Source organism: Methylophaga sp. (genome assembly GCF_048266885.1).
Classification (GTDB): domain Bacteria; phylum Pseudomonadota; class Gammaproteobacteria; order Nitrosococcales; family Methylophagaceae; genus Methylophaga.
Genome location: NZ_JBLWYR010000028.1, coordinates 1 through 21,013 on the forward strand (window position 1 = coordinate 1; position 21,013 = coordinate 21,013).

22 protein-coding genes are annotated in these 21,013 nt (G+C 43.4%); 4 read left to right on the forward strand and 18 right to left on the reverse strand.

Annotated features, from left to right (window positions below):
* The 6 genes from ACN0V2_RS12155 to ACN0V2_RS12180 form a co-directional block, all read right to left on the reverse strand.
* On the reverse strand, positions 1 to 695 hold a 695-nt coding region (locus ACN0V2_RS12155; protein WP_417551088.1), incomplete at its 3' end, for a cytochrome c oxidase assembly protein.
* A 9-nt stretch (positions 696 to 704) separates the two neighbouring features.
* A complete protein-coding gene (locus ACN0V2_RS12160; protein ID WP_417551089.1) occupies positions 705 to 2,702 on the reverse strand; it encodes a primary-amine oxidase in 1,998 nt (665 codons plus the stop codon).
* A 194-nt stretch (positions 2,703 to 2,896) separates the two neighbouring features.
* Positions 2,897 to 3,883, reverse strand: a complete 987-nt coding sequence (locus ACN0V2_RS12165; RefSeq protein ID WP_417551090.1) for a GGDEF domain-containing protein — start codon at positions 3,881 to 3,883, stop codon at positions 2,897 to 2,899.
* A 373-nt stretch (positions 3,884 to 4,256) separates the two neighbouring features.
* Positions 4,257 to 4,607, reverse strand: a complete 351-nt coding sequence (locus ACN0V2_RS12170; protein ID WP_417551091.1) for a VOC family protein — start codon at positions 4,605 to 4,607, stop codon at positions 4,257 to 4,259.
* 20 nt (positions 4,608 to 4,627) lie between these two features.
* Positions 4,628 to 5,119, reverse strand: coding sequence for a hypothetical protein (locus tag ACN0V2_RS12175; protein WP_417551092.1), 492 nt, complete (start codon positions 5,117 to 5,119; stop codon positions 4,628 to 4,630).
* The gene (locus ACN0V2_RS12180; RefSeq protein ID WP_417551093.1) at positions 5,106 to 6,284 is read right to left on the reverse strand and encodes an MFS transporter; all 1,179 of its coding nucleotides are present in this window, start codon (positions 6,282 to 6,284) and stop codon (positions 5,106 to 5,108) included. The genes ACN0V2_RS12175 and ACN0V2_RS12180 overlap by 14 nt, the downstream gene beginning before the upstream one ends.
* Positions 6,285 to 6,382: 98 nt before the next feature.
* Between ACN0V2_RS12180 and ACN0V2_RS12185 the strand changes: the two genes are divergently transcribed.
* The gene (locus ACN0V2_RS12185) at positions 6,383 to 7,297 is read left to right on the forward strand and encodes a LysR family transcriptional regulator (protein WP_417551094.1); all 915 of its coding nucleotides are present in this window, start codon (positions 6,383 to 6,385) and stop codon (positions 7,295 to 7,297) included.
* Between the two features lie 78 nt (positions 7,298 to 7,375).
* Here the strand turns inward: ACN0V2_RS12185 and ACN0V2_RS12190 are convergent, their stop codons facing one another.
* The 10 genes from ACN0V2_RS12190 to ACN0V2_RS12235 form a co-directional block, all read right to left on the reverse strand.
* Complete coding sequence (locus tag ACN0V2_RS12190; protein ID WP_417551095.1) at positions 7,376 to 9,709, reverse strand: methyl-accepting chemotaxis protein; 2,334 nt, start codon at positions 9,707 to 9,709, stop codon at positions 7,376 to 7,378.
* Between the two features lie 191 nt (positions 9,710 to 9,900).
* On the reverse strand, positions 9,901 to 10,674 hold the full coding sequence (locus ACN0V2_RS12195) for a zinc-dependent peptidase (protein ID WP_417551096.1): 774 nt from the start codon (positions 10,672 to 10,674) through the stop codon (positions 9,901 to 9,903).
* Positions 10,675 to 10,945: 271 nt separating this feature from the next.
* Complete coding sequence (locus ACN0V2_RS12200; RefSeq protein ID WP_417551097.1) at positions 10,946 to 11,380, reverse strand: hypothetical protein; 435 nt, start codon at positions 11,378 to 11,380, stop codon at positions 10,946 to 10,948.
* 1 nt (position 11,381) lies between these two features.
* Entirely contained in the window at positions 11,382 to 12,287 is a 906-nt protein-coding gene (locus ACN0V2_RS12205; protein WP_417551098.1) for a lipid kinase, read from the reverse strand.
* A 242-nt stretch (positions 12,288 to 12,529) separates the two neighbouring features.
* On the reverse strand, positions 12,530 to 13,405 hold the full coding sequence (locus ACN0V2_RS12210) for a hypothetical protein (protein ID WP_417551099.1): 876 nt from the start codon (positions 13,403 to 13,405) through the stop codon (positions 12,530 to 12,532).
* A gap of 132 nt (positions 13,406 to 13,537) precedes the next feature.
* Positions 13,538 to 13,780, reverse strand: coding sequence for a VF530 family DNA-binding protein (locus tag ACN0V2_RS12215; RefSeq protein ID WP_417551100.1), 243 nt, complete (start codon positions 13,778 to 13,780; stop codon positions 13,538 to 13,540).
* A 157-nt stretch (positions 13,781 to 13,937) separates the two neighbouring features.
* Positions 13,938 to 14,552, reverse strand: coding sequence for a hypothetical protein (locus ACN0V2_RS12220; protein WP_417551101.1), 615 nt, complete (start codon positions 14,550 to 14,552; stop codon positions 13,938 to 13,940).
* Positions 14,553 to 14,897: 345 nt separating this feature from the next.
* A complete protein-coding gene (locus ACN0V2_RS12225) occupies positions 14,898 to 15,365 on the reverse strand; it encodes a GNAT family N-acetyltransferase (protein WP_417551102.1) in 468 nt (155 codons plus the stop codon).
* Position 15,366: 1 nt separating this feature from the next.
* On the reverse strand, positions 15,367 to 16,053 hold the full coding sequence (locus ACN0V2_RS12230) for a DUF6064 family protein (protein WP_417551103.1): 687 nt from the start codon (positions 16,051 to 16,053) through the stop codon (positions 15,367 to 15,369).
* Entirely contained in the window at positions 16,050 to 16,982 is a 933-nt protein-coding gene (locus ACN0V2_RS12235) for an aldo/keto reductase (protein ID WP_417551104.1), read from the reverse strand. The genes ACN0V2_RS12230 and ACN0V2_RS12235 overlap by 4 nt, the downstream gene beginning before the upstream one ends.
* A gap of 269 nt (positions 16,983 to 17,251) precedes the next feature.
* Between ACN0V2_RS12235 and ACN0V2_RS12240 the strand changes: the two genes are divergently transcribed.
* From ACN0V2_RS12240 to ACN0V2_RS12250, 3 genes are read left to right on the forward strand one after another with little or no spacing between them, the layout of a single operon-like run.
* Positions 17,252 to 17,557 (forward strand): iron uptake protein, encoded by a 306-nt coding sequence (locus ACN0V2_RS12240; protein ID WP_417551105.1) that lies wholly within the window; start codon positions 17,252 to 17,254, stop codon positions 17,555 to 17,557.
* A 3-nt stretch (positions 17,558 to 17,560) separates the two neighbouring features.
* The gene (locus ACN0V2_RS12245; RefSeq protein ID WP_417551106.1) at positions 17,561 to 19,261 is read left to right on the forward strand and encodes a PepSY-associated TM helix domain-containing protein; all 1,701 of its coding nucleotides are present in this window, start codon (positions 17,561 to 17,563) and stop codon (positions 19,259 to 19,261) included.
* Complete coding sequence (locus ACN0V2_RS12250; RefSeq protein ID WP_417551107.1) at positions 19,254 to 19,601, forward strand: DUF3325 domain-containing protein; 348 nt, start codon at positions 19,254 to 19,256, stop codon at positions 19,599 to 19,601. The genes ACN0V2_RS12245 and ACN0V2_RS12250 overlap by 8 nt, the downstream gene beginning before the upstream one ends.
* On the opposite strand, the gene ACN0V2_RS12255 is transcribed toward ACN0V2_RS12250, so the two are convergent.
* Both ACN0V2_RS12255 and ACN0V2_RS12260 read right to left on the reverse strand, forming a co-directional pair.
* On the reverse strand, positions 19,598 to 20,002 hold the full coding sequence (locus ACN0V2_RS12255; RefSeq protein WP_417551108.1) for a phosphate-starvation-inducible PsiE family protein: 405 nt from the start codon (positions 20,000 to 20,002) through the stop codon (positions 19,598 to 19,600). The genes ACN0V2_RS12250 and ACN0V2_RS12255 overlap by 4 nt on opposite strands.
* 195 nt (positions 20,003 to 20,197) lie before the next feature.
* A complete protein-coding gene (locus ACN0V2_RS12260) occupies positions 20,198 to 20,776 on the reverse strand; it encodes a VPLPA-CTERM sorting domain-containing protein (RefSeq protein WP_417551109.1) in 579 nt (192 codons plus the stop codon).
* Between the last annotated feature and the right edge of the window lie 237 nt (positions 20,777 to 21,013).

Here is a 21,013-nt window from a genome sequence, read left to right on the forward strand (position 1 = left end):
CCTGATGTTCCGGTCTGCCAATAGGCTAATCCAGCGAGTATAAATATCAGTCCGCCCAGAGATTGATCGACTATCGCAGAAAGCTGCAGCCAGTCTGGCAGGTTATTCATCATCATATGATGGTGGTGTGGTCCTGAATGTGTATCGCTGTACATATTGGGGAACACCATCATCAACATTCCCCATACTACTAACGGCATGATCACGGTGAACAGCGTTAAGTTTTGCCAATAACTTGTTTGTTGATGTTGTCGTATCATCATTAAACATAAGGCTATGCCGCTCAATGCCATCAGCCATTTCATCACGCTATACAACAAAGCACTTTGCATAAACAGTGGATGCAACGCCGGTGACATCCACACCCAGGTTAATATCGCAAAGCCACTCATTAATAACGTAAACGGCCAGTGTGATTTGGCTACATTCATCGTTACCAAGCGAGTTGACTGATGTTGCAACGCACAGATCCATAATAAAGGTGCAAGATGATGCACCATCACACTCTGAGCGCTATGCAACCAGATTGAATATCGCGCCAAGGCGTCAAACCAGGGCAGCATGCCGCTCAAAAACACCACGTTGCCGACGATGAATAACAACGGACGGCTGAGTAATTGATTGGTAAATGCCCATTGATGCAGCGTGATCACAAAGATCACGCTGCATAGCAGATCAACCATCGTCAGCAACATAATATCGACTTATTTTGAACAGCAACTGCCAGCAGCAGCCGTATCGACGCTCTGATTATCAACATCTTTAGGCAGATCCATCGCCGGATTACCGTCAAAAAAGTTGTTGGGTTTTAACGAAAAGCCGACGTACTCCACCGGCATGATTGGAAAATCCTCCGGTTTGCAGACATGGGTGTGGCCATAGGTATGCCAAACCACAATATCGGTGTTTTCAATCGGACGATTTTTCGCCACATAATATGGCAACCCATCACCTTTATTCTGGTTGGGATACATACCTGAGCAATACATTTCATTGGGATCATAAGGCGTCACCCATAAATGCCTGCTGGCAAAACCAGCACGTTTTCCGATAAAACTATTTGGGCCAGCCAGCATCACCGGATTATGCTCTGCCACCAATTTATAACTGGGTGGATTACCGACCGAATTTTTCAGATTAGGGTTAATGATCTTCCAGAAACGCCCAGTTGCTCCATTGGCTTCACGGGTTGCTTCGAGTTCGGTTTTGAATAAGGTGGTTTCGGTTTTGAATACATTGCCCCATGGATTGGTTTCGGCATCTTGTGATGCTGGCGAGAAGTTGGTTTCGACCACCGAGTTGTTTTCGCCATCCAACATCATATGCAGTCGTGCATTAAAGAAATGCTGATGGGTTGGGCCGTAAATCTCAGGAGTGACAATGCCACCAAATTTGGGTTTATCACCAGGCACCATACCGCTGGTTTGGATAATACCGGTCAGTTTAGTTTCCTGCTGAATCGTGCCGTCCTGATAAAGATACCAATAAAAGCCGTAATCATAATTGCCCACGGTGCAGAAAAAACTGATGACTAAGCGGCGTGAACGACGCATTTCATAGGTTTCACTGCGAAACTCGTAATGTTTCCACAATGTGCCGTAGTCTTCTTCATGCATACACACCGCATTTTTCATCAGAAATGGCAGCCCCTGATCATCGACGGCAGGAATATCAAAATAGCGAATCGCGCCTAGGCAATCACAACCCAGTTCGAGTTGATTGGCCATACGACCCAGACCGTATTCGCCACCATCAAAAGCACATTTCCAGTAATGATTCAGTGCAGTATCGGAATACGGCACCGCCATATCATTGATACTTGCACGATAGATAATGGGCCGAACACGCTCGCCATCTTTATAGCTGATTTGATTTAACACCAAACCTTCACGTGGCGTATAACCCACCCGGAATGACCAGTTTTGCCAATCCACCTTCCAGCCGTCCACCGAAAAACTCACCCCTTCCGGTTGCATAATATGTAACGGTTTTAGTCCTTCACGGGGTTTGCCTAATGAAGGCGTATCGTAATTGCGTTTAGTTTTGGGAACTGGGGTGTTGAGACCATCATCAATTATCTCAATAACCTTTTCTTCATTGAGATCAATTATCGCCATCAGCCCTTCAATCGGACGGGCATAGCCGTTATCAACAATCTCATCCCGTACAAACGCCACACCGCGCATCAATCGGCGGCCACGATATTTTTCATCGTCGCCGTAATAACCAAATGACCAGGGATCGATTTGAATATTTTCAATATCTTTGTCGGTTAAGCCACGACGTCTCACTGCTGCCAGAAAGCCTTCATCCGCCTGCACAATATCAACACAGCTGAAAAACTCTTCAATCATAATTGGCGGTTGGCCACTGACTTCAGGATCTAACTGTTTCCATTCAGTAATCTGCTGAGCAATTAAATCGATTTTGGCTTCGTGAATTAACCCCGTCGCCTTATCTAGCACCACAGCAAACGCTTTACGTGAAAACGCTTTGCCGGCCTCAAACGCTAGCACTTCGGCTTTGTCAGGCTCATCCAGTTGCAGATAGGGAAAACGACAAGACGGACTCAGTTGTTTGTCTTTTCTGAGCAGCAATGTAGCTTCGGCCAGCTCATCAAGGGTCAGCGGATCTAATGGATGGGAAGGTTTAATACCGGGAGTAGTTTCTGGTTTGTAGGTTGTGTGTAATGCAGTATTCATAGTGACCTCGATGGAATGACGTTTCGCAATCCATACTAGTCACTTCAACCATCAGCAATATCACAAACTGGCAAAAGTCGATTTATTGCATGCTAGAAGCTCAGTGCAGCACTTATTTGGCTTAATTTCGAAAAGAGAAAAGTGGTCGATAAATGAGCATTTACTCAATATCTCGCTCCAAAAAATAAGTTCTGTCAGGCCACCGCGCGGTTACGGCCACCTTTCTTGGCACGATATAAGTTATCGTCACTTCGTTTCATCCAGTCACGCCAATTTTCATTAGGTTGTAAAGTCGCGATACCTAGACTGGCTGTGACACTACGATCCGGTAATAGTGGCATCACTTCAATTGTCTGACGCAGCTCTTCTGCCAACTGCAATCCCTGAGCTGAGTCTGTCTCATAAAGCAGTATCAGAAATTCTTCCCCGCCAAGTCGGAACACTTTGTCCGAGCGCCGAATCCGCTTTTGCAACAACTTGCCGATACCTCTTAAAACGTCATCTCCGGCATCATGTCCCAAGGTATCGTTAATCGTCTTGAAATTATCCAGGTCTAATTCAATCAGCGTCATCGGTGCCAGATGCCGCTCATACTGCTGCACAGCATGTTCCAGAGAGCCATGTAATTGCACACGATTCGCCAGGCCGGTTAATGAGTCCGTCATCGCCAGGTCGTGTAATTCATGTTGCTGAATACTAATTACCCGAACAAAAATTACCGCAAAAGCACTGACGCAAATCAAGGTGGCGGTCGCCCTTGATGCCAGCTCAGCATCTAAAAATAGCCATGACATTGGCAGTGCCATTATCAATAAAACAATATTCGCAGTCCAGGCATAGCGCTCTGGCAGCATAAAATAAAACGAAATAACCGACGGATAACACCACAGCAGGCCAATCACGCCTTGTTGATAAAACGCCAGGCCCAGGAAAAGAATAATGATAGGTGCTAAACCAACCAAAATTAGAAGTGGGTAATAACGGCCATGCCAACAATTCCAGGCATTGATGGCCATAAGGAAGACAATCAACAAGGTGCCTATTCCCAAAATATATCTTTGCAGAAAAAAGTTATAAATTGAAAAAGGCATTACAAGAACAAACACCACCAGCGCGACACCCACGATGATCTTCACCCGGATCGGTGATTCCTGTATTAACGTTTTTGAGTTACTGGCCACTTAAGCCGACTCTATATACGTTTGGCACCTTAATTCCAATACAATGCTTGCTGGCCAAAATCCCTATACTCCTATTACGAGCAGCAACGTGTACGTCACCGCATCATAGGCTCATAATTCTACTTAGAAAACAGTGGGAATGTCCTTTTCTGTAACAAACTGAAACATTACAAGTCATCGATGTAGTGAATTAAGTCAGGACGACCCTCGATAACCAACATATCTCGCCATAAAAAGTAAGGTTCGCGACGCTTCCAATTAGGATTTATAGTTAGTGAGCGTATATCTTAGGATCATTGAAACAAAACGAACGTCTTTTCGAAAAGTTTTGGATTAATTTCTATACTTTGTGTGGTAAGGCATAAGTTACTCTCTATTCGGACCAAACCGCATATTCATTGCCATTAGGGTCAGTGAAATGAAACCGTCGCCCACCCGGAAACGCAAAGATATCTTGGGTGATGGCTCCGCCCGCTGTTTTGACCTTTTCGACTGTATTTTCAAGCTCAGCACTATAAAGTACCACCAATACACCGCCATTCTCAGTGGTCGCCACCTTGTCAGATTTAAAAAAACCACCATCCACTCCGGCATTTTCAATCGCAACATATTCAGGGCCATAATCCACAAACGACCAGCCAAATGCTTCACTGAAGAACTGTTTGGTCAGGTGGATATCTCTCGATGGCATCTCTATATAGTTAATTTTTCCAGTTTCTTTCATAACATTTTCCAAATGATTATTTATGGCGTTGTATTCTTTTTTACCTTAATAAACCACTTCGGTTGCATATCCTCAAAGTCTGTCCTGATATTTGTTGAGAGATAGCTTGCCGAATCCAGCACCACGGCTTCGCCATTTTCACGTTTAAAAACCACCCAGTGCCAGAAATTTTTGCCGTCTTCTTGATGATATTTAATGGCCAATAAGGCTAAATCCGGTAACGCTTCCCATGATTCAAAAGGTGTTTCATCGGCAGATGTCTTGATCTCAGCACTAGCTAACATGCGCCTGACATACTGCGTGTCAGACCAAAGTGACTTATCCTCAGCATAAATTCCCATGGCATTGGCGATGGCTTTCATTTGGGAATAGGTTTTTCCCAGAATATTAGCCACAGCTGCAATGCCACATCCTGTAGTTTCTTCTTGAATAACTGGTTTCAAAACTGATGTTTTTCCATTTTGACTCTTACTATCGCTGTGATTGTTACATCTATCTCTAACAAACTGCATCTAACGCTTGTTTTGCTCTTTGTTGACGACCACGTCTAAACCATAACACCAGAATAAGGCCCAGAATAGCCGTCCCAGCGCCTGCCAGTGGTACGGAGGTCAAGCCCAAACCGGCATTGATTACGCCAGCACCAAGCATCGCACCTAACGCATTACCCAGATTAAACGCACCAATGTTCATGGCTGACGCTAAATTGGGTGCTTCTCTCGCCTCTTGAACCACTAATGATTGCAAGGGTGGTACAAGGGCAAAACTGGCGATTCCCCATAAAAAGATCAGGGGCACCACTATCAACTTAGACGATATCGCCACGGTAAAAATAAGTAATAAAACGATGACCGACATTAACGAAACGATCAGTGTTCGGTCCAGCGAACGATCGGCATAACGACCGCCAAGATAGTTGCCAACCGCCAATCCTACGCCATATAAAACTAGCATTGAGGTAACAAAAACGGTTGAGGCCAGCGTTTCATCCTGCAGGATAGGCACAATATAGGTAAACACCGTAAACATCGCACTGGAACTGACCACCGTTAATAACAATGCAGTTAAAACAGGCCCTTTGCTCAATACCCGAAGCTCATCACGGACATTCGCTTTTTGCTCATTCACCAGTGGTGGTAATGATAGTCTTAGGGCAATCATCGTGATAACACCAATCATCGCCATCACATAAAAAGCAGGTCGCCAGCCAATGAGTTCACCAATATAAGCCGCCAATGGCACACCACCGATGGTGGCAATCGTCAGCCCTGAAAACATTGCTGCTACCGCACCAGCGCGCTTTTCCACCGGCACGATACTCATAGCAACAATCGCCCCCACGCCAAAAAAAGCTCCATGATTAAATGACGTGATAATCCGCCCAAACAACAACATGTTGTAACTATCCGCCATGGCAGAGATTACGTTACCTACCGTAAAAATCGCCATGGATAGCAGCAACAAATTGCGCCGACTCATATTGGCAAACACCAACGTCATAAACGGTGCCCCAATCAGTACCCCAAAGGCATAAGCACTGATCAGCATGCCAGCAGTTGGAATAGAAACGGCAAGATCATTGGCGATGATTGGCAACATCCCCATTGGAGAAAATTCGGTTACGCCAATACCAAAAGCACCAAAGGCCAAGGCTAGTAAAGGAATATTGATTTTCATGCAAAGTCTCGTTAATTTGTGATGGAAAAGAATATACGCACTTATGAAATGCTTAAAAAGTAGCGTTAGGTACATTCAGCTTTGCGTTGGAATCACAAATGAAATTTGGAAAAACAGATCGAACCGCCGAAATGGAGACCTTTCTGTCCGTTGCAGAAGCAGGAAGTTTAAGCGCTGCAGCCCGAGAATTAGATCTCACACCCTCAGCGGTGAGCCGCATCATGACACGTATCGAAAAACGTCTTGGTGTCAGGTTAATTGTTCGCAGCACCCGTAGCCTTCGTTTAACTAGCGAAGGCGAGTCCTATGCGCTTGCCGCTCGACGCATTCTAAAGGATCTGGACGAGACTGAAACCACCATTGCCAACCGCGGTAGCCCAAGTGGCAATATCAAAGTCAGTACAGCAACGGCGCATAGCCGCCTGACCATTGTTCCGTTACTGAAAGAGTTTTTGCAGCGCTATCCAGATATCACCATCGAAATTGATGTGACAGACCAGATTAGTGATGTCAGTGCCGGACAAGTTGATGTAGCCATTCGTTTTGGACAATTGCCTGATAGTGGCCTGCATGCCCGTCGTCTGGGAGAAACCGGTCGAGTGGTGATTGCCTCGCCGGAGTATTTAGCAAAAGCTGGCACCCCACAAACCCCAGCCGATTTAACACATCACAATTGCCTGGATTTTAGCTTCCGTCGCCTAGAACCGGGTTGGCCATTTCGTGAAAATGACCATGATTTTATGTTATCAGTGAGCGGTAATATCATCGCCAATAATGGTGAAACCCTAGTTGAACTTGCCATGCAAGGCATAGGAATTACCCGTGTCGGTCGCTTTCATGTGGAGCAGGCTTTGGCCAGCGGGCTACTTGTTCCCCTACTGGAAGCCTACAATCCTCAAGACCGCGAAGCTATCCATGCAGTTTATATCGGCGGTAAGAACGTGCCCGCCAGAATACGTGTATTTGTTGATTATCTGGTTGAGAAGATGACAAATTTAGCTACCTCTAGTTAATTTATCTGCCCCTTTAAGATGCCCTTACTCTCGAAAAATCGATCTGAAGATCTAACAATAAATTGGTGAGTGAAGCTATTACACCCGAAATTGTTTGACTAGATCATTCAGTACCGATGCCAGTCGCGCTAATTCCTGACTAGCTTCTGAAGTATGCACAGTCCCCTCGGCTGTCTGTGTGGTCATATCATTAATCGATACTATATTCCGATTAATTTCCTCTGCCACTGCACCCTGCTCTTCCGCTGCTGAAGCAATTTGTCTACTCATATCATTAATATGAGAAATGACCTCTGCGATCTTATTCAAGGATTCTTTGGTGGAGTTAGCCTGAAGCAAAGCATCGTTCACTTGCTTCTGGCTTTCTTCCATTGATTCAACTGCATGATTGGATCCCTGTTGTAGCATATCAATCATGTTCGTTATCTCACCAATAGAGGCCGATGTTTTACTCGCCAGTGTCCGAACCTCCTCTGCCACAACAGCAAAACCACGCCCATGTTCACCAGCTCTTGCAGCCTCAATTGCCGCATTCAATGCCAATAGATTGGTTTGCTCTGCAATACTGTTAATCACATCAAGTACGCTGGAGATATCCATGCTGCGTTTTTTGAGTTGGGTGATTGATGTCACTGCATTCTCAGTAACGTCGGCCAACTGTTGAACAAGCGAGGTCGTTTTTTGCATTGCCTTGATACCGCTATCCACTTGCTCTGCCGCTTTATCTGTAGCAAAAGAGGTTTCACTGGTATTTCTGGCTACTTCTTGCACCGTTGCCGTCATTTGCGTCATCGCCGAAGCGACTTGAGCGGTTTCACTCTGCTGTTTTTGGACAGCTTGACTCGTCTGGTGAGTAATGACAGAGGTTTCTTCGGATGCAGCAGCAATTTCACTACTGGCATCTGTAACTCTATTCATCGTACTTTGCATAGTATCCAGCATGCCGTTGAGAGCTTTGCTTGCATCACCAATTTCGTCTTCCCGTTTCATTTGTAGTCTTTGCGTTAAATCTAACTCTTTAGCAACGCCAGAAATGAAGTGAGAAATCCGTAAAATCGGTACTGAAATAAGATTAGATGCTTTTACTGCAACAACCAGAGAAATAAGTGCCACAGCAAGAAGAATATAAATTCCATATCGCCATAATTTGTTAGACAAATTATTGGCTGGTTCAAAGGCTTCTGACTCATCGATTTCAGCTAGTATGCCCCAATTAAGCCCATTAATATTTAATGGAGCATAAGCAGATAACACACTCACACCACGATAATCTGTCAGGATATCAAACCCTTCATTTCCTGCTAAAGCGGCATTAGCTGCCTCAGTATTTACCGGTAAAACACCAAGCGCTGAGTTTTTCAAATCAATGAGATGTCTACTTTTTTCATCGATCACATTGGTATTTTTTAATAACTCCAAATAGCCTTGTTTATCTTCAACAAGAAAACGGCTTTCACTACGAAGCTTATTATCTGGTCCGATTAAATAGGATTCGCCTGACTCCCCTAAACCGGCTTTAACCCATTCTCTCTGAAACGTCATGATCTCGTTGATGCGATCTACCGGCATCTGGAAAATTAAAACACCTTTTTTAATTCCATTTAAGCTGATGGGTGCAGCCATAAAGCTAGCAGGACTTTCATATGAAGGCAGATAGGGAACATAGTCAGCAATAGCAACTGTCTGATCTGCTGCAAGGTTGGATGCCTCTTTGAATGCACGGCCAATCGCCGTATCAGCATAAGCCCCATTTTTTAGAGAAGTGGCATAATCAAGCTCTTTAAATACGCTATAAACGATCATGCCGGTATCTGCATCAACCAGAAATATATCGTAATAACCAAACCGATTTAAAAAGTCTTTCAGAAAGGGGTGATACTTTGCATGGGATAAGTCATAAGAACTCCCATCATTTGCTTGCATCATCTCATCTTTGTGACCTAACTTGGCCGGATTATCGACGATATATTGTTGCTGCAACGCTAAGGCATTGAGATCAAGTGCATTCAATAACGCATCAGTACTAATTGGTGGTTTAGCGTCATTCAGCGATTCATAACGCTCAATAAACTGCGAGTCATAATATTGTTTTACACTTTGACGAAGATTCGTTTTATCAAACTGACCGGTGTCTCTTGCATAGCTTTGTGCGGATAGAGAGAACTCCTCTAACGCTTCTGCAATCATTGCCGAGTCAGCTAAGTTGATTAGCTGATTTTCTATGCTAGAAAAGTAGTCTTCTATTTGATTTTTTTTAACATTACGAAGAGAGACTAAACGCTCTTGTGTCAATTCACGAAGTGCGTTGTTTGATTCATTTGTTGCAATAAAATTCGTTAATATGGTCGAAATTAAAATCGGTACTATCGCAAGAAAAATGGCAGCGATTGTGACTTTTTGTTTGATTTTCATCTCAGTTCATTCTCTAACGTAAAATTCGTCAGCATTTTATATCGGCACATGTGACCAATTAATGAATATTATTTATGAGTGACTTGTGGGTTATTCATTGGAGATAAAACCTGCCAGTCAGAATACAAATAATGGTTGATTATTTGGTTGAGAAGATGACAAAGCAAACTGAAAATATTAATACTCTCTAGTCACAAAGCTACCGGTTGCTGACGATAAAACTGGCATAACAAACCGTATACCTTTGGCATTTCTGCTTTCATGGTTTGAGGTGACTCAAAAAAAGCCTCACTGCAAACAGCAAAGAATTCCGCTGGACTGGTCAATGCATAGTCATCAACTGGCAATGATCGATGATGCTGCAAGTCATTTTCTAATCGATCCCAGGCGGCTGAAAAAATATCATGCCATTTCCCTGGACGCATATCGGGGTGCATAGGTGGTGCACCATTGGCCCCATCACGCAGCATATCAAGCTTATGCGCTAACTCATGAATTACGACATTACTGGCCTTGCCATGACGACTATCAGGCCCACTTTCAGTAATCGCCTGCCACGATAGAATCACTGGACCACGCTCCCAAGCTTCGCCACTGAGGCCTGGACTCTTTGCATGCACAACGCCATCCTCAGTGCGATAAGGGCGGTTCGGTACAAAATCACCTTCGTAAAGAATGATCGTTTGCCAATGGTCATACCAGTGAAGACCCAGATGCAGAATAGGCACACAAGCCATTGTCGCAAGCTTAAGGCACATCGCATCAGTGAATTGAAACTCAGCACCCGAAAGTATGGTTTTGCGAGCAAGCAAACGAAAGGTCATCTCTCGAAGTTCGTCTCGCTCAGTACCTTGATAACGGTCCATCACTTGCCAATCCGCAATCGCCGATTCCCATTGCTCGGTGGTAAAACCCATTTTTTTAATTCGCCGAGCCTCAAGCCAATCATGCAATCGCTTAAACACGTTTATGCTTCTCCACTAAAAATTATCAGATTTACAAAGCATAAAGTTGATGATCCAGTGTTGAGTTTATTAAAGACTAAGGATATCTGCGATCTTTAAAAAGCCGTGATAAAACGTAAAGGCAATAAAAGATAGTGCTCCTATTACAATGAAGAAAATCATTGCGCTGTGTAACTTGTCTTTCAATTTTTTAGCTTCCATAACTTCTTTTATTTTAGTTATATCAAAAACTTACCTTGACAAACGATAAAGCCCACCAGAAATCTGTAACTTACTGATTAGTGAAGCGTTGTTTAGTATGTGAGAGATGTTGGTAAAGAGAATCTAGTAGATTTTTGAATTCTGCCGAATGCTCACTTAATGTCGAATTCTTAATTGCCTCAGCCAACAGATCATCTTTTTTAAGACATTTCTCTAAAATAGCTTTTTCAGAATCGGCCGAGAGCAATTGGGTAATTTTTCCGCCTAGCTGTTCTACCAATTCTTTATCAGAATCAGGCGCTGCCGGGAGTTCGTGCAGTTCCTTAACGACCTCTCGAAACGGCTCAATATATGTCTCCCGCTCTTTGGCGATATCAAAAAGCTGATGATGAACATTGTCTTCCGTTAATAGCTCACCCATTGCACGGTAAAAGTCGGCTGTTTCAATGATGAGTTTCAAAATATCCAGAGCATCAGCTTGCTCATCAGTACGTATTATCGACATATCAATCTGTTCCTGAGGTTGCTGTTGGCATATCACCAACGATGACTTCAATGGCATTAGGGATGACTTTAAATTCGACGGGCGTTTTGGTTTTAAATTCGCCATCCGCTTCTAACGATTTGGGTCTAGAGGTCTGGATACTGAATTTATCAGAAGCTTTACGAACGATGCGGTCGGTAGTGTCCATTGCACCGTTTCGTAATTTAGGCCCGAGCATCAAAAGCTGCCACCAGCGTTGAGGTTTGATGAAAAACAAATTCAGCTTTCCCTCAAGCAATGTTGATCGTTGATCAACGATATTGCCACCACCATAAAAACGACCATTGCCAATTGCCAGATGAATCACCCGGGTGGAGCATTGCCAGTCTTCTGTTTGGATGTCTACTTTAAAGCTTTTATTGCGTTTTATCGCTTTAAAGAATGCACCAAGATAAGCAAATACGCCAAAGAACTTTTTACTGTCCGAGGTAAGTTCACGTGTGACATCAACCCCTAAGCCTACATGTGCCACATTCACAAAAAAATGTTCGTTATTGATCCTGGCTAAACTGATGTGTTCACGCCGATCATCAGAAATGACTTGCGCAGCCGCAAGCAGATCATCCGGAACACCAAGTGAGCGTGCGAGATCATTGGCTGTTCCCATCGGGAAAATGGCCAAGGTGCGTTGACAGTTATGTAACGTTTCCAAAGCCGAACTGATAGTCCCGTCACCACCGCCGATAATGACGATGCCATCTTCTCGGTCATATTCTTCGATCAGTGACACCAGATGCGCTTCGCTCTCAGACTCACATACTGAGACCTCAAAGCCCGAGGATTCCAGCAAACGCACGGCCTCATCCAACACCTCGGCTTGTGACCCATTGCGGCTGTGGGGATTAATAATCAACAGTGCATGCTGCAAGTATTATTTCCTTGTTGGGAAGCTTCATTGCTCAATCATTTATTGAACACGATAAATATCATACGGAATTAGGGAGAGCATTAATAAAGATTAACAATGTATCTAAGCTAGTCAGCTTCTTGATTGTCTGACCTGTTAACGTCGTTTATATTCCTTTTTTACATTGCCCATAAATAATCTAAGGCCGGGCTTTGCGGCAATTTTGGAGGGCAGCGGAAAAATTGTCCGACAACAGCGCCTTGTTATATTTCATTTTTTAAACTTATATAATTCTCAATTTTTTGGAAAAGAGATGCCGGTATCCACGATATATTAAAAGTGACTTTATCTCCCTCTTTTTCTGACGCAGAAAAAAGGCAATAATCATCTTCAAAATATTTTTCGCTTTGGGAGATAATTTGAGCTATTCGAGCTCTTGATTCTATAGTTTTCGAAAAATTTGTTTCATCATTAAAGCTTATGTAGATACGCAATATAGATGTAACAAATTCCTCAATAATAGCTAATGCGTTAAACTTAGTAGCCTGAGCTTCTAGCTCAGGCTTAACTTTTGCACCCCAGCCATCATACCCTGAAAGTAAAGCGTCCCTGTCAAACTCTAAAGTTAATGCAGCATAAGGAGCTTCACCTTTCAGAACTTTAGTCTTTGAGTAACTTAATGGCGGCATGCCACAATGCTGAACATAATTTCTAAGCTTGTACATAAATTTGTAAGAAAATTTATTATCAAACTCATCTGCTGCCAACCTTTTGAAAAGAGTAATCTCTTTTGAATCCTTTCCGTACTCTCTTTTGATAAATGTTTCCATATGGTCAAGACAGGTTCTTGCCGACATCATGAGATTTAAGAGATTTATGTTGACCTCATGACCAAAAGGATCTAGGTCGTAGCGACCTATTGCCTCAGAGCTTTCAGAAAACCCTAGAATGGAGTTTTCAATTACAGATTTTAAGCAGTCGAAATTATAAAGCACATATTCAACCAGTTTGAAGTGCCTATTGAAATCAAATATCTCTTTATTGCAATTTCTGATTTCTTGAATTTCATATTCCTGAAGTGGCCGAATTCCTTTTATGCTATCTCCCTCGACTCTAGCTAGTTCTATAGGTGATGGCACAAAACCTCCTTGAAATATAACGCCAAGTTAACCGGCAGAACGGAGACGGCTTTCCGGCGGAGTGATTCGCAGTGAGGGCATAAAATTTGCGAAGCAAAAGCTCCGCTACAAACTGTCCGGTTGAACGCCTGGTTATACATTTTCTGACGTTCCACGATGTGTAAACGTAGATACGTACAAATTCTCCACCTCTGCTCTGGCCCACGGTATTCTTCGTAGGAATTTCAGACTAGATTTCACCGATGGATCATTCTTGAAGCAATTGATATTGATTCTGATACCAAGCTCTTCCCAACCATAGTAATCAACAAGCCTCTCGACGACATTACTGAGAGTGACTCCGTGTAAGGGATTGCTCGACTGCTCGTCATTCATAGCTAAAGTGCGTCCTTAGGATCGAAGATGGTTGAATGCATAACGCCTCATTAAGAAAGAGGAAATTTATAGTTGGCTAAAATATTGAACGCAGTGAAAACAGCCAACTGTAAATTTTCCTGCTTTAATTCCGTGTTATAAGCCACTTACTCTACAACTATTTCTTAATGTTTTTTGGTATAAAGCCAAGTAGTTGCTCAGTGCTTTGAATAGTTAACCGCTGCTCAGGAAACTGGCACAATTTAATGTTTAAGTACTCAGTACCAGAAAATTTTTTACCGATACGCTTAAGGAAGCTTGGTGTTTTATCAGAAAACAAACCACTTTCTGATGTAATAGCTGAAATATCTCGCCAAGGTATAAACAGGTTTTTGTGACCAAATTTGAAAGGAAAAAGCACTCTTAAATAAAGCCCTTTGTTATTTACTGCAACCTTCAAAATACCATTATGTCTTGTTTTGCCGATATACCCATTTCCAGTTTGGAAATTTTCATCAGGGTTTTCGTCTTTATTATTTCCATATTTTTTCGCTAAATTTTGCCATCCACTTTCTTTCCCTAATAAATAAGAGACTCCAAACCAACCTGCTGCAAAGACAATAAAAAACCACTGGGAAGTTAAAAATGACTCTAATAAGCCCTGAAAGTTGATTACATACTCTTGAGCAATAGGAGATATTTCACCCCCAGTACCTGAATAAAAAGAAAGGATGAAAAATGAAAAAAAACAAACTGCCCAAATTAATCCAATAAACTTTAAAACAATCTTCATACTATCCTTGTGGCTTATAACAGCATGTTAATGAGACCGTTGGCCTCATAATAATTATTAGCAGGCGGCCTTTTAATTTTACCCTGTTAAAAGAACATCATTCTAAACCTATGAATTTATATGTTTTTTTGAAATACAATTTCATACTTGAATTAAAAAGAGGCCATTTATGGAGCTTGTTTTCATTATTCGGACCGAGTCACTGAAAATGTGATTTTTGAAAAGGAACATAAGAGAAAAACAGTGTTTTGAAGACAGCTTTGTCAGATTCATGGATATGCGCCAGTGAGACCGATGTACGAACTTTACGCCGGCTTATTCCATAACAGCAAGCATTTTGATGAATTAGTCTAGGTCTGCAGTATTGACCGGTTTAATCATATCGATATGAGGAATACCATCTTCATCATACGGCTCGCTGAAAACGCGAAAACCTAGTGACTCATAGAACTTTTGTAGATAAACCTGTGCTGAGATTTTGATATCAGCATTTGGAAACTGGTGTTCGGTGAATCGGATGGCTTCTTCCATTAATGCCCGGCCAATTTCTCGGCCCCTGAATGTTTTAACCGTCATCACCCGACCAATTGAAGGCAAACGATCTTTAATTCCCGCCTCAACCACTCTGGCATAAGCGGCCAATTCGCCATTGACTAGGGCAGATAGATGCCAGGCGTGGGGATCCAAATCATCTGTTTCCTGGTATGGGCAGTTTTGTTCGACAACAAAAACGGATTCGCGAGCTTTGATGATCTGGTAAAGCTCAAGCGCGGTAAAAGACTCCAAGCGAGACCATTTAAACTTGAGCTTCATATTATTTCTGTTCCTGTTTAAATGACTGGTATTCAATACTCTTCCAAACCAAACCGAGTAACGCTATTGCCAATACGGCGAACACAACAATGGCTGCGGTTGTGCCCAGCACCCACAAGGTTAAACCCGAGATCAGCAGCCAGAATGCTGGAATGATAGCAATAAGCCACAAACACCAGCCTCTGAACAGGATCAAAGTCAGCCCCAGTGTGGTTATGGCAGTAGGATCAGGATGGATACCAAACACTTCAGCTTGGAGCCAGTCTCCTCCGGTGATAGATGCAATAAACGGCAAACCAATTAACCCGACAAGGACGATGACAATACCAATAACAGCAGGCGGTCTTTTGCGTGGCGAGTTGTCCAGGCCAAGCCCAGTCATTGAGATCAATAGCAACAGTATTGCTTGAGCGAGAAAAAAGTAACCGATATAGCCACCAGCCCAGTTGAGATCGGCATAACGTTGAATAAAAAAAGCAAAAGCGACAAAGGCCCATACAGGCGCAATATGTAAGCATGAAAGACGTGCGTGGTTTTTGATGGCCAGCCATACTGCTGCCAGTCCTAAAGCCAAAGTTAGCAAATGCAGTGGCCAGAAGGTTTCGCTCATGCGTTCGATTAGTCGGAAATAGATATCCGCAGTAAAGGGAATAAAATCCTGCAGTGTGTAGCTGGTCCAGCCGTTCATAAAGACTCGAAATAATTTGCCATCTTTTGTCGGGTGCTGGCCGAAGGCATGGGATTCATTCCAGCACGCATGTTTTCTCGCAGATGCTCGACCTGAGAGGTGGCTGGAATAGCACAAGTAATAGCTGGATGACTGATGATAAACTTCAACATAAACGCTGCCCAAGTAGTGCAGCCACATTCTGCTTCTGCCCATTCTGGTAGTGGTTCGTCGCGGCGTTTCACCCCTTTGATCAAACTCCCGCCATCAAAAGGTCGGTTTGCGATCACCGCAATCCCCTTTTCTTCTGCCAGAGGTAGCAGTCGGTTTTCTACTTCACGCTCAGCAATGTTGTAAGTCAGCTGAACGAAGTCTATATCCTCGGAAGCCATAATTTTCTCGAATTCTTTGTGGCGACGGCCGTGTGAGGTGGTGATGCCTATATGACGAATTTTACCTTCGGCTTTCATTTCACGCAGTGCTGCCAGATGCTCGCGCCAATCTGTCAGGTTGTGTACTTGCACTAAATCAAATTGCTCAACCTTCCAGCGTGCTTGCAGATCGGTGACTTGTTCACGAGCTGTCCCACCCGCAGGGCTCCAGACTTTTTCGGCTGAGAACAGGCTGTCGGGAATACCCAGTTTTTGCAACGCATAGCCCATCACATCTGGCGCAGAACCATACATCGGCGAAGAATCAATTAGCCCACCACCCAACTCAAAAAATGTCTTTACCACTTCGGTTCGAGCATCAAGCAACTTTGGATCGGTGCCGACATTAAAGGTACGCCAGGTCCCCAAGCCGATAACAGGTAGCTTTTTATCACCTGAATAAGATTTCTGAAGCAGTTCATTGCTTGCCGCAAAGATCGGCATGGATGGTAACAAAGTCGCGGCCAGGCTGGCACCGATCAGCTTGAGACTCTGTCTGCGAGTGAAGCGATTGTTCATGGTTAGTGCTCCCTAGGAAGGTTTCTTTTCAGCACCTTGCCGGCATGTGTTAGGTCATGCTCAAAATTTAATCAAACCATACCAGTACAAACACTGCGATGACAATTCAATGGTTCTATCTATTTCAGTCCTATTTTCAACTTTGAATTACGCCACTAATCGCTATACAATGTGAATGTTAATAATTATCATTTAGCATCAAGTTTTATGTTCATCTGGATGATTGACTCTTGGTGATGCTTTTTCGTTTTTCAAACAGGTCCGATTTCATGCCGAATTTTTCATCTCCCGCTTGGCCGATTGCCAGCCGAATTTTTGCCAGTTTGGTGGGTGGCTATCTGTTCACTTGGGGGGTGATTGCAATCGTTATCGCGGCGTTAATTCCACTTGGTGTGGAGTTTCATGATGCTGAGATGGGCATGCTGATGCTGGGATTATTGACCTATCTAAGCCTATTTTTATGGGGCATGGCCACCGATAAACTAATTCGATCATGGCTGATTTTGTTTGGTGGTGGTGTGGTGATGACCGTACTGGCCAGTGTTGTGCAACAGTCATTTTTACAAGGAATTTAATCCATGTTCAGTAGCTTTAGACAAGCAATGGCTTGGCTGCATACCTGGTTTGGCCTGACCTTGGGTTTTATTCTGATGGTGGTCTTCTTTTTTGGCAGTCTGTCAGTTTTTGATCGTGAGATTGATCGCTGGTCGATTCCTGAGTCCCGGTTTGAACCACAGGTAATGCCATCATTTGATGAGATGTTGTTACCGATTCTGCGTTCGGTTGAACCAGATGTGCAGGACTACAACACCAATATGCCGCTGCTGCATGATTTGAATCAGGGGCCCATGACACCTCGAACCGAGTTACCCGCCGATGAATTCTGGGCTTACACCACGCATCGTGATCCAGTATTAATCATGGGTGTTGGTTTTCGGGTTCCACAACCCTTGGATCCGGAAGGTCATAATCATATTCATGGCGATATCACCATTGATCCTCGTACCGGTAAGGCTTTACCCGATGACCAATTGAAAATCGGCAGCCGATTCTTTTATCCAATGCATTACAGCCTCAACTGGAACTGGAATCGGATTGGCATCTATATCGTCGGTATCGCGGCATTTATTATGATGGCTGCTTTGGTCAGTGGCGTGATTATTCACCGTAAGCGTTTTCGTGAGTTCTTTACTTTCCGTCCCAACAAACAAACTCAACGTAGTGTGCTTGATTTGCATAACCTCACCGGCATGGTGGCGTTGCCGTTTCATTTCTTTTTTACCTTTACCGGTTTGCTGATTTTTGCCAGCTTTTACTTTTTCCCGGTGACTCATACTCAGTTGGAACCGTTACACGATTATCATGAAATGGTTGAAGCCAGTGAGACAGGATTACCCCATGACGGCGCGGGTGTCCCAGCTGAAATGGCCTCGGTAGATGCGATGGTGGCCAAGGCTAAACAACGCTGGGCAGAAAAAGATATGCCGGGTGAAGTCGGCTTTTTGAAAATCACTCATGTGGATGATGCCAATAGCTTTGTCAGTATTTATCGCGCTGGCAGTGATCGTGTTGCATTGGTTGGTGAAGGCATGCATTTCAGTGGTACTACTGGGGAATTAATTCGTGAAGAACCACCCCGCTCGGCTGTTTCTGAAATTAATGAGTTCCTCACTGGACTACATTTACAACATTTTGAACATTGGCTATTGCGTTGGTTATATGTGTTTGGTGGTCTAGTTGGCGCCATCTGTATTGCCACCGGCTTTATATTCTTTGTGGAAAAACGTAAACGTCAGCATACGTTACAGGGAAGCTCTGGCAGTCAGGTGGTTGATGCTTTAGCAGTAACGACTGTAACCGGCATGTTAGTGGCTACAGTCAGTATGTTAGTAGCTAACCGATTATTACCAGCTGAAATGGTTGGTAAAGGTTACTGGGAACAGGTGGTGTTCTGGGGCAGCTGGAGTGTGATGTTGCTGCACGCTTTCTGGCGCAGCTCTGCCGTTCGGCATATGCGTATTTCACCCTCATGGCGTGAACAAAGCATTTTGTTTGCTGTGCTGACCGTTGCAGCTGTGATGCTTAACTGGATTACCACTGGTGATCACCTGCTGAAAACAGCATTTCATTACTGGCCGGTTGCCGGGGTGGATTTAAGTTTGCTGGTCAGCAGTGCGATCGCTGTTTATGCAGCAAGATATTTGAAAAAACGTGAGTCAGTGGCAGTGAATAAGGCCATTGAGTTTTCGACACAGAAGATGGAGGCAAGCCGTGGTTGAAGTCGTTTGCTGGATCGCTGCTATATTAACCACCATGTTAGGTATGGCCAGTCTTTCACTTAGTCTACCGAATCATTGGCGTCAGGTGACTGGTATTGAAACCAGTTTACCCTCGTCTTCCGAACAACTTAGCCTTCGCATTATTGGCTACTCGAGTCTAATCGTGTCTTTATTGCTTTGTCTAGCAGCGGATCACCCATCCATGGCTGTGCTGGTCTGGGTGATGTTGCTCAGTATTGCCGCCAAATGTGTCGCCAGTATCCTTACCTGGCGTCAACATTGGTTTAAACCTTTACTATGGTTGGTTAGCCGCAGGGGTTCAGTGAGTCCATTTGTTTAGTCACCCAGTTTTGTTTTTTTCTCAAGCAGATTGGTTTTGCAGTAATGAATCACGATGATGGATAAACCCAGCAATAAGATCGCAACGCTAATGCCCAAAATCCGCCAGGTATCAATGTTTTTCATATCTAGAATCAAGTAACGTGCCAGGGCGACGATCGCGATATATAAGGGAAACTTGATAGGTAACTCGCCCGACTGGTAATAAACCGCAACCATGGTGAGCACTTCCAGATAAATAAATAGCAACAATAAATCGGTTAATAAGACTGTGCCGTTATCAAACATAAAATCGATTTCAATACCCACGGCGACCAAGGTCGCAATCGCTACTATAATCAAACCTACCTCTTGAGCAACAGCCAGAGAGTGATTCACCATATTTTTAATTTTCTGCGCCATGACACCTATGCCCATAGATTTTGTAGAGTGGATAGTATCAGTGAGGTAAGCAGTTCCAGTTGTCTGAAATTCCGAAAATTTCGCTTGAAACTAGACTGAGAGACAAGCAAATTTCCAACTGTGCCAAAGAAAAAAGCCAGCTATAGGGATAGCTGGCTTTGAAAGTACGACTATTTTTTATTTATATGAACAGGTTTAAACTTTTAAATTTGACCGTCTTCTAATGGCAGCAAATCCCATCAAACCAGAAGCAAATAACCAAACTGCGGCAGGTAATGGCACTTCTGATACATTCGGGGTATACGTAAAATTATCAGCATATACCGAGTTTTTGAAAACCCCTCCAATTGTGCCAAACGTGGCATAACTAATATTTTCAAAAGCGAGAGAAAGTGTGATCATCTGAGTGATACTGCAACAGACAATTGATGTTGTTCCCAACATATTATCGGCGGCATCAAATACAGATAAAAAGATTGTATCGATGTCCATACCATTGTCGCCTAAGTCAACTGACACTAACGAGGCGCCACCATTGATGACAGCCTTAAAGGGATCTGCTCCAACAAAACTATCACCCCTTATACCTGCAGTATTGTTTGGCGTTCTTTCGGTCGAAAGGTTTGCGCTACCTTTTGAGAAAGTAACACCCTGAGTTGTAAAGCTACTGACATTAGAAAATGACTGTGAATTAAAATCAATTTTGATAGGAGCAGCATAAGCTGTTGTAATACTGGTAAATAAAAGTGTTGCAGCAGTTATGGTTTTTAACATAACAGATGGTCCTTGCGATTATGCAACCCGACTACCTCAATGAGGCTCGTGGCTTTCCGCAACATGATTCACATCATGCTTGGCAAGTTAAGTAGAATTTTGAAGTTGAGGCAAATACCTCGAACAAATGTATAACTAATTAAACGAATGATGTCCATAGTACTTTAGTCCAGTAATGGGATTCTTTTGGAATTATTATAAGTATCTGGTTCTTAAGTATTAATGCGTGCAAAACGA

Coding starts and splice junctions, on each gene's coding strand:
- ACN0V2_RS12160 (WP_417551089.1), bottom strand. CDS start 2,702: ATGAATACTGCATTACACACAACCTACAAACCAGAAACTACTCCCGGT.
- ACN0V2_RS12170 (WP_417551091.1), bottom strand. CDS start 4,607: ATGAAAGAAACTGGAAAAATTAACTATATAGAGATGCCATCGAGAGAT.
- ACN0V2_RS12175 (WP_417551092.1), bottom strand. CDS start 5,119: ATGCAGTTTGTTAGAGATAGATGTAACAATCACAGCGATAGTAAGAGT.
- ACN0V2_RS12180 (WP_417551093.1), bottom strand. CDS start 6,284: ATGAAAATCAATATTCCTTTACTAGCCTTGGCCTTTGGTGCTTTTGGT.
- ACN0V2_RS12185 (WP_417551094.1), top strand. CDS start 6,383: ATGAAATTTGGAAAAACAGATCGAACCGCCGAAATGGAGACCTTTCTG.
- ACN0V2_RS12190 (WP_417551095.1), bottom strand. CDS start 9,709: ATGAAAATCAAACAAAAAGTCACAATCGCTGCCATTTTTCTTGCGATA.
- ACN0V2_RS12200 (WP_417551097.1), bottom strand. CDS start 11,380: ATGTCGATAATACGTACTGATGAGCAAGCTGATGCTCTGGATATTTTG.
- ACN0V2_RS12215 (WP_417551100.1), bottom strand. CDS start 13,780: ATGAATGACGAGCAGTCGAGCAATCCCTTACACGGAGTCACTCTCAGT.
- ACN0V2_RS12220 (WP_417551101.1), bottom strand. CDS start 14,552: ATGAAGATTGTTTTAAAGTTTATTGGATTAATTTGGGCAGTTTGTTTT.
- ACN0V2_RS12225 (WP_417551102.1), bottom strand. CDS start 15,365: ATGAAGCTCAAGTTTAAATGGTCTCGCTTGGAGTCTTTTACCGCGCTT.
- ACN0V2_RS12230 (WP_417551103.1), bottom strand. CDS start 16,053: ATGAACGGCTGGACCAGCTACACACTGCAGGATTTTATTCCCTTTACT.
- ACN0V2_RS12235 (WP_417551104.1), bottom strand. CDS start 16,982: ATGAACAATCGCTTCACTCGCAGACAGAGTCTCAAGCTGATCGGTGCC.
- ACN0V2_RS12240 (WP_417551105.1), top strand. CDS start 17,252: ATGCCGAATTTTTCATCTCCCGCTTGGCCGATTGCCAGCCGAATTTTT.
- ACN0V2_RS12245 (WP_417551106.1), top strand. CDS start 17,561: ATGTTCAGTAGCTTTAGACAAGCAATGGCTTGGCTGCATACCTGGTTT.
- ACN0V2_RS12255 (WP_417551108.1), bottom strand. CDS start 20,002: ATGGCGCAGAAAATTAAAAATATGGTGAATCACTCTCTGGCTGTTGCT.
- ACN0V2_RS12260 (WP_417551109.1), bottom strand. CDS start 20,776: ATGTTAAAAACCATAACTGCTGCAACACTTTTATTTACCAGTATTACA.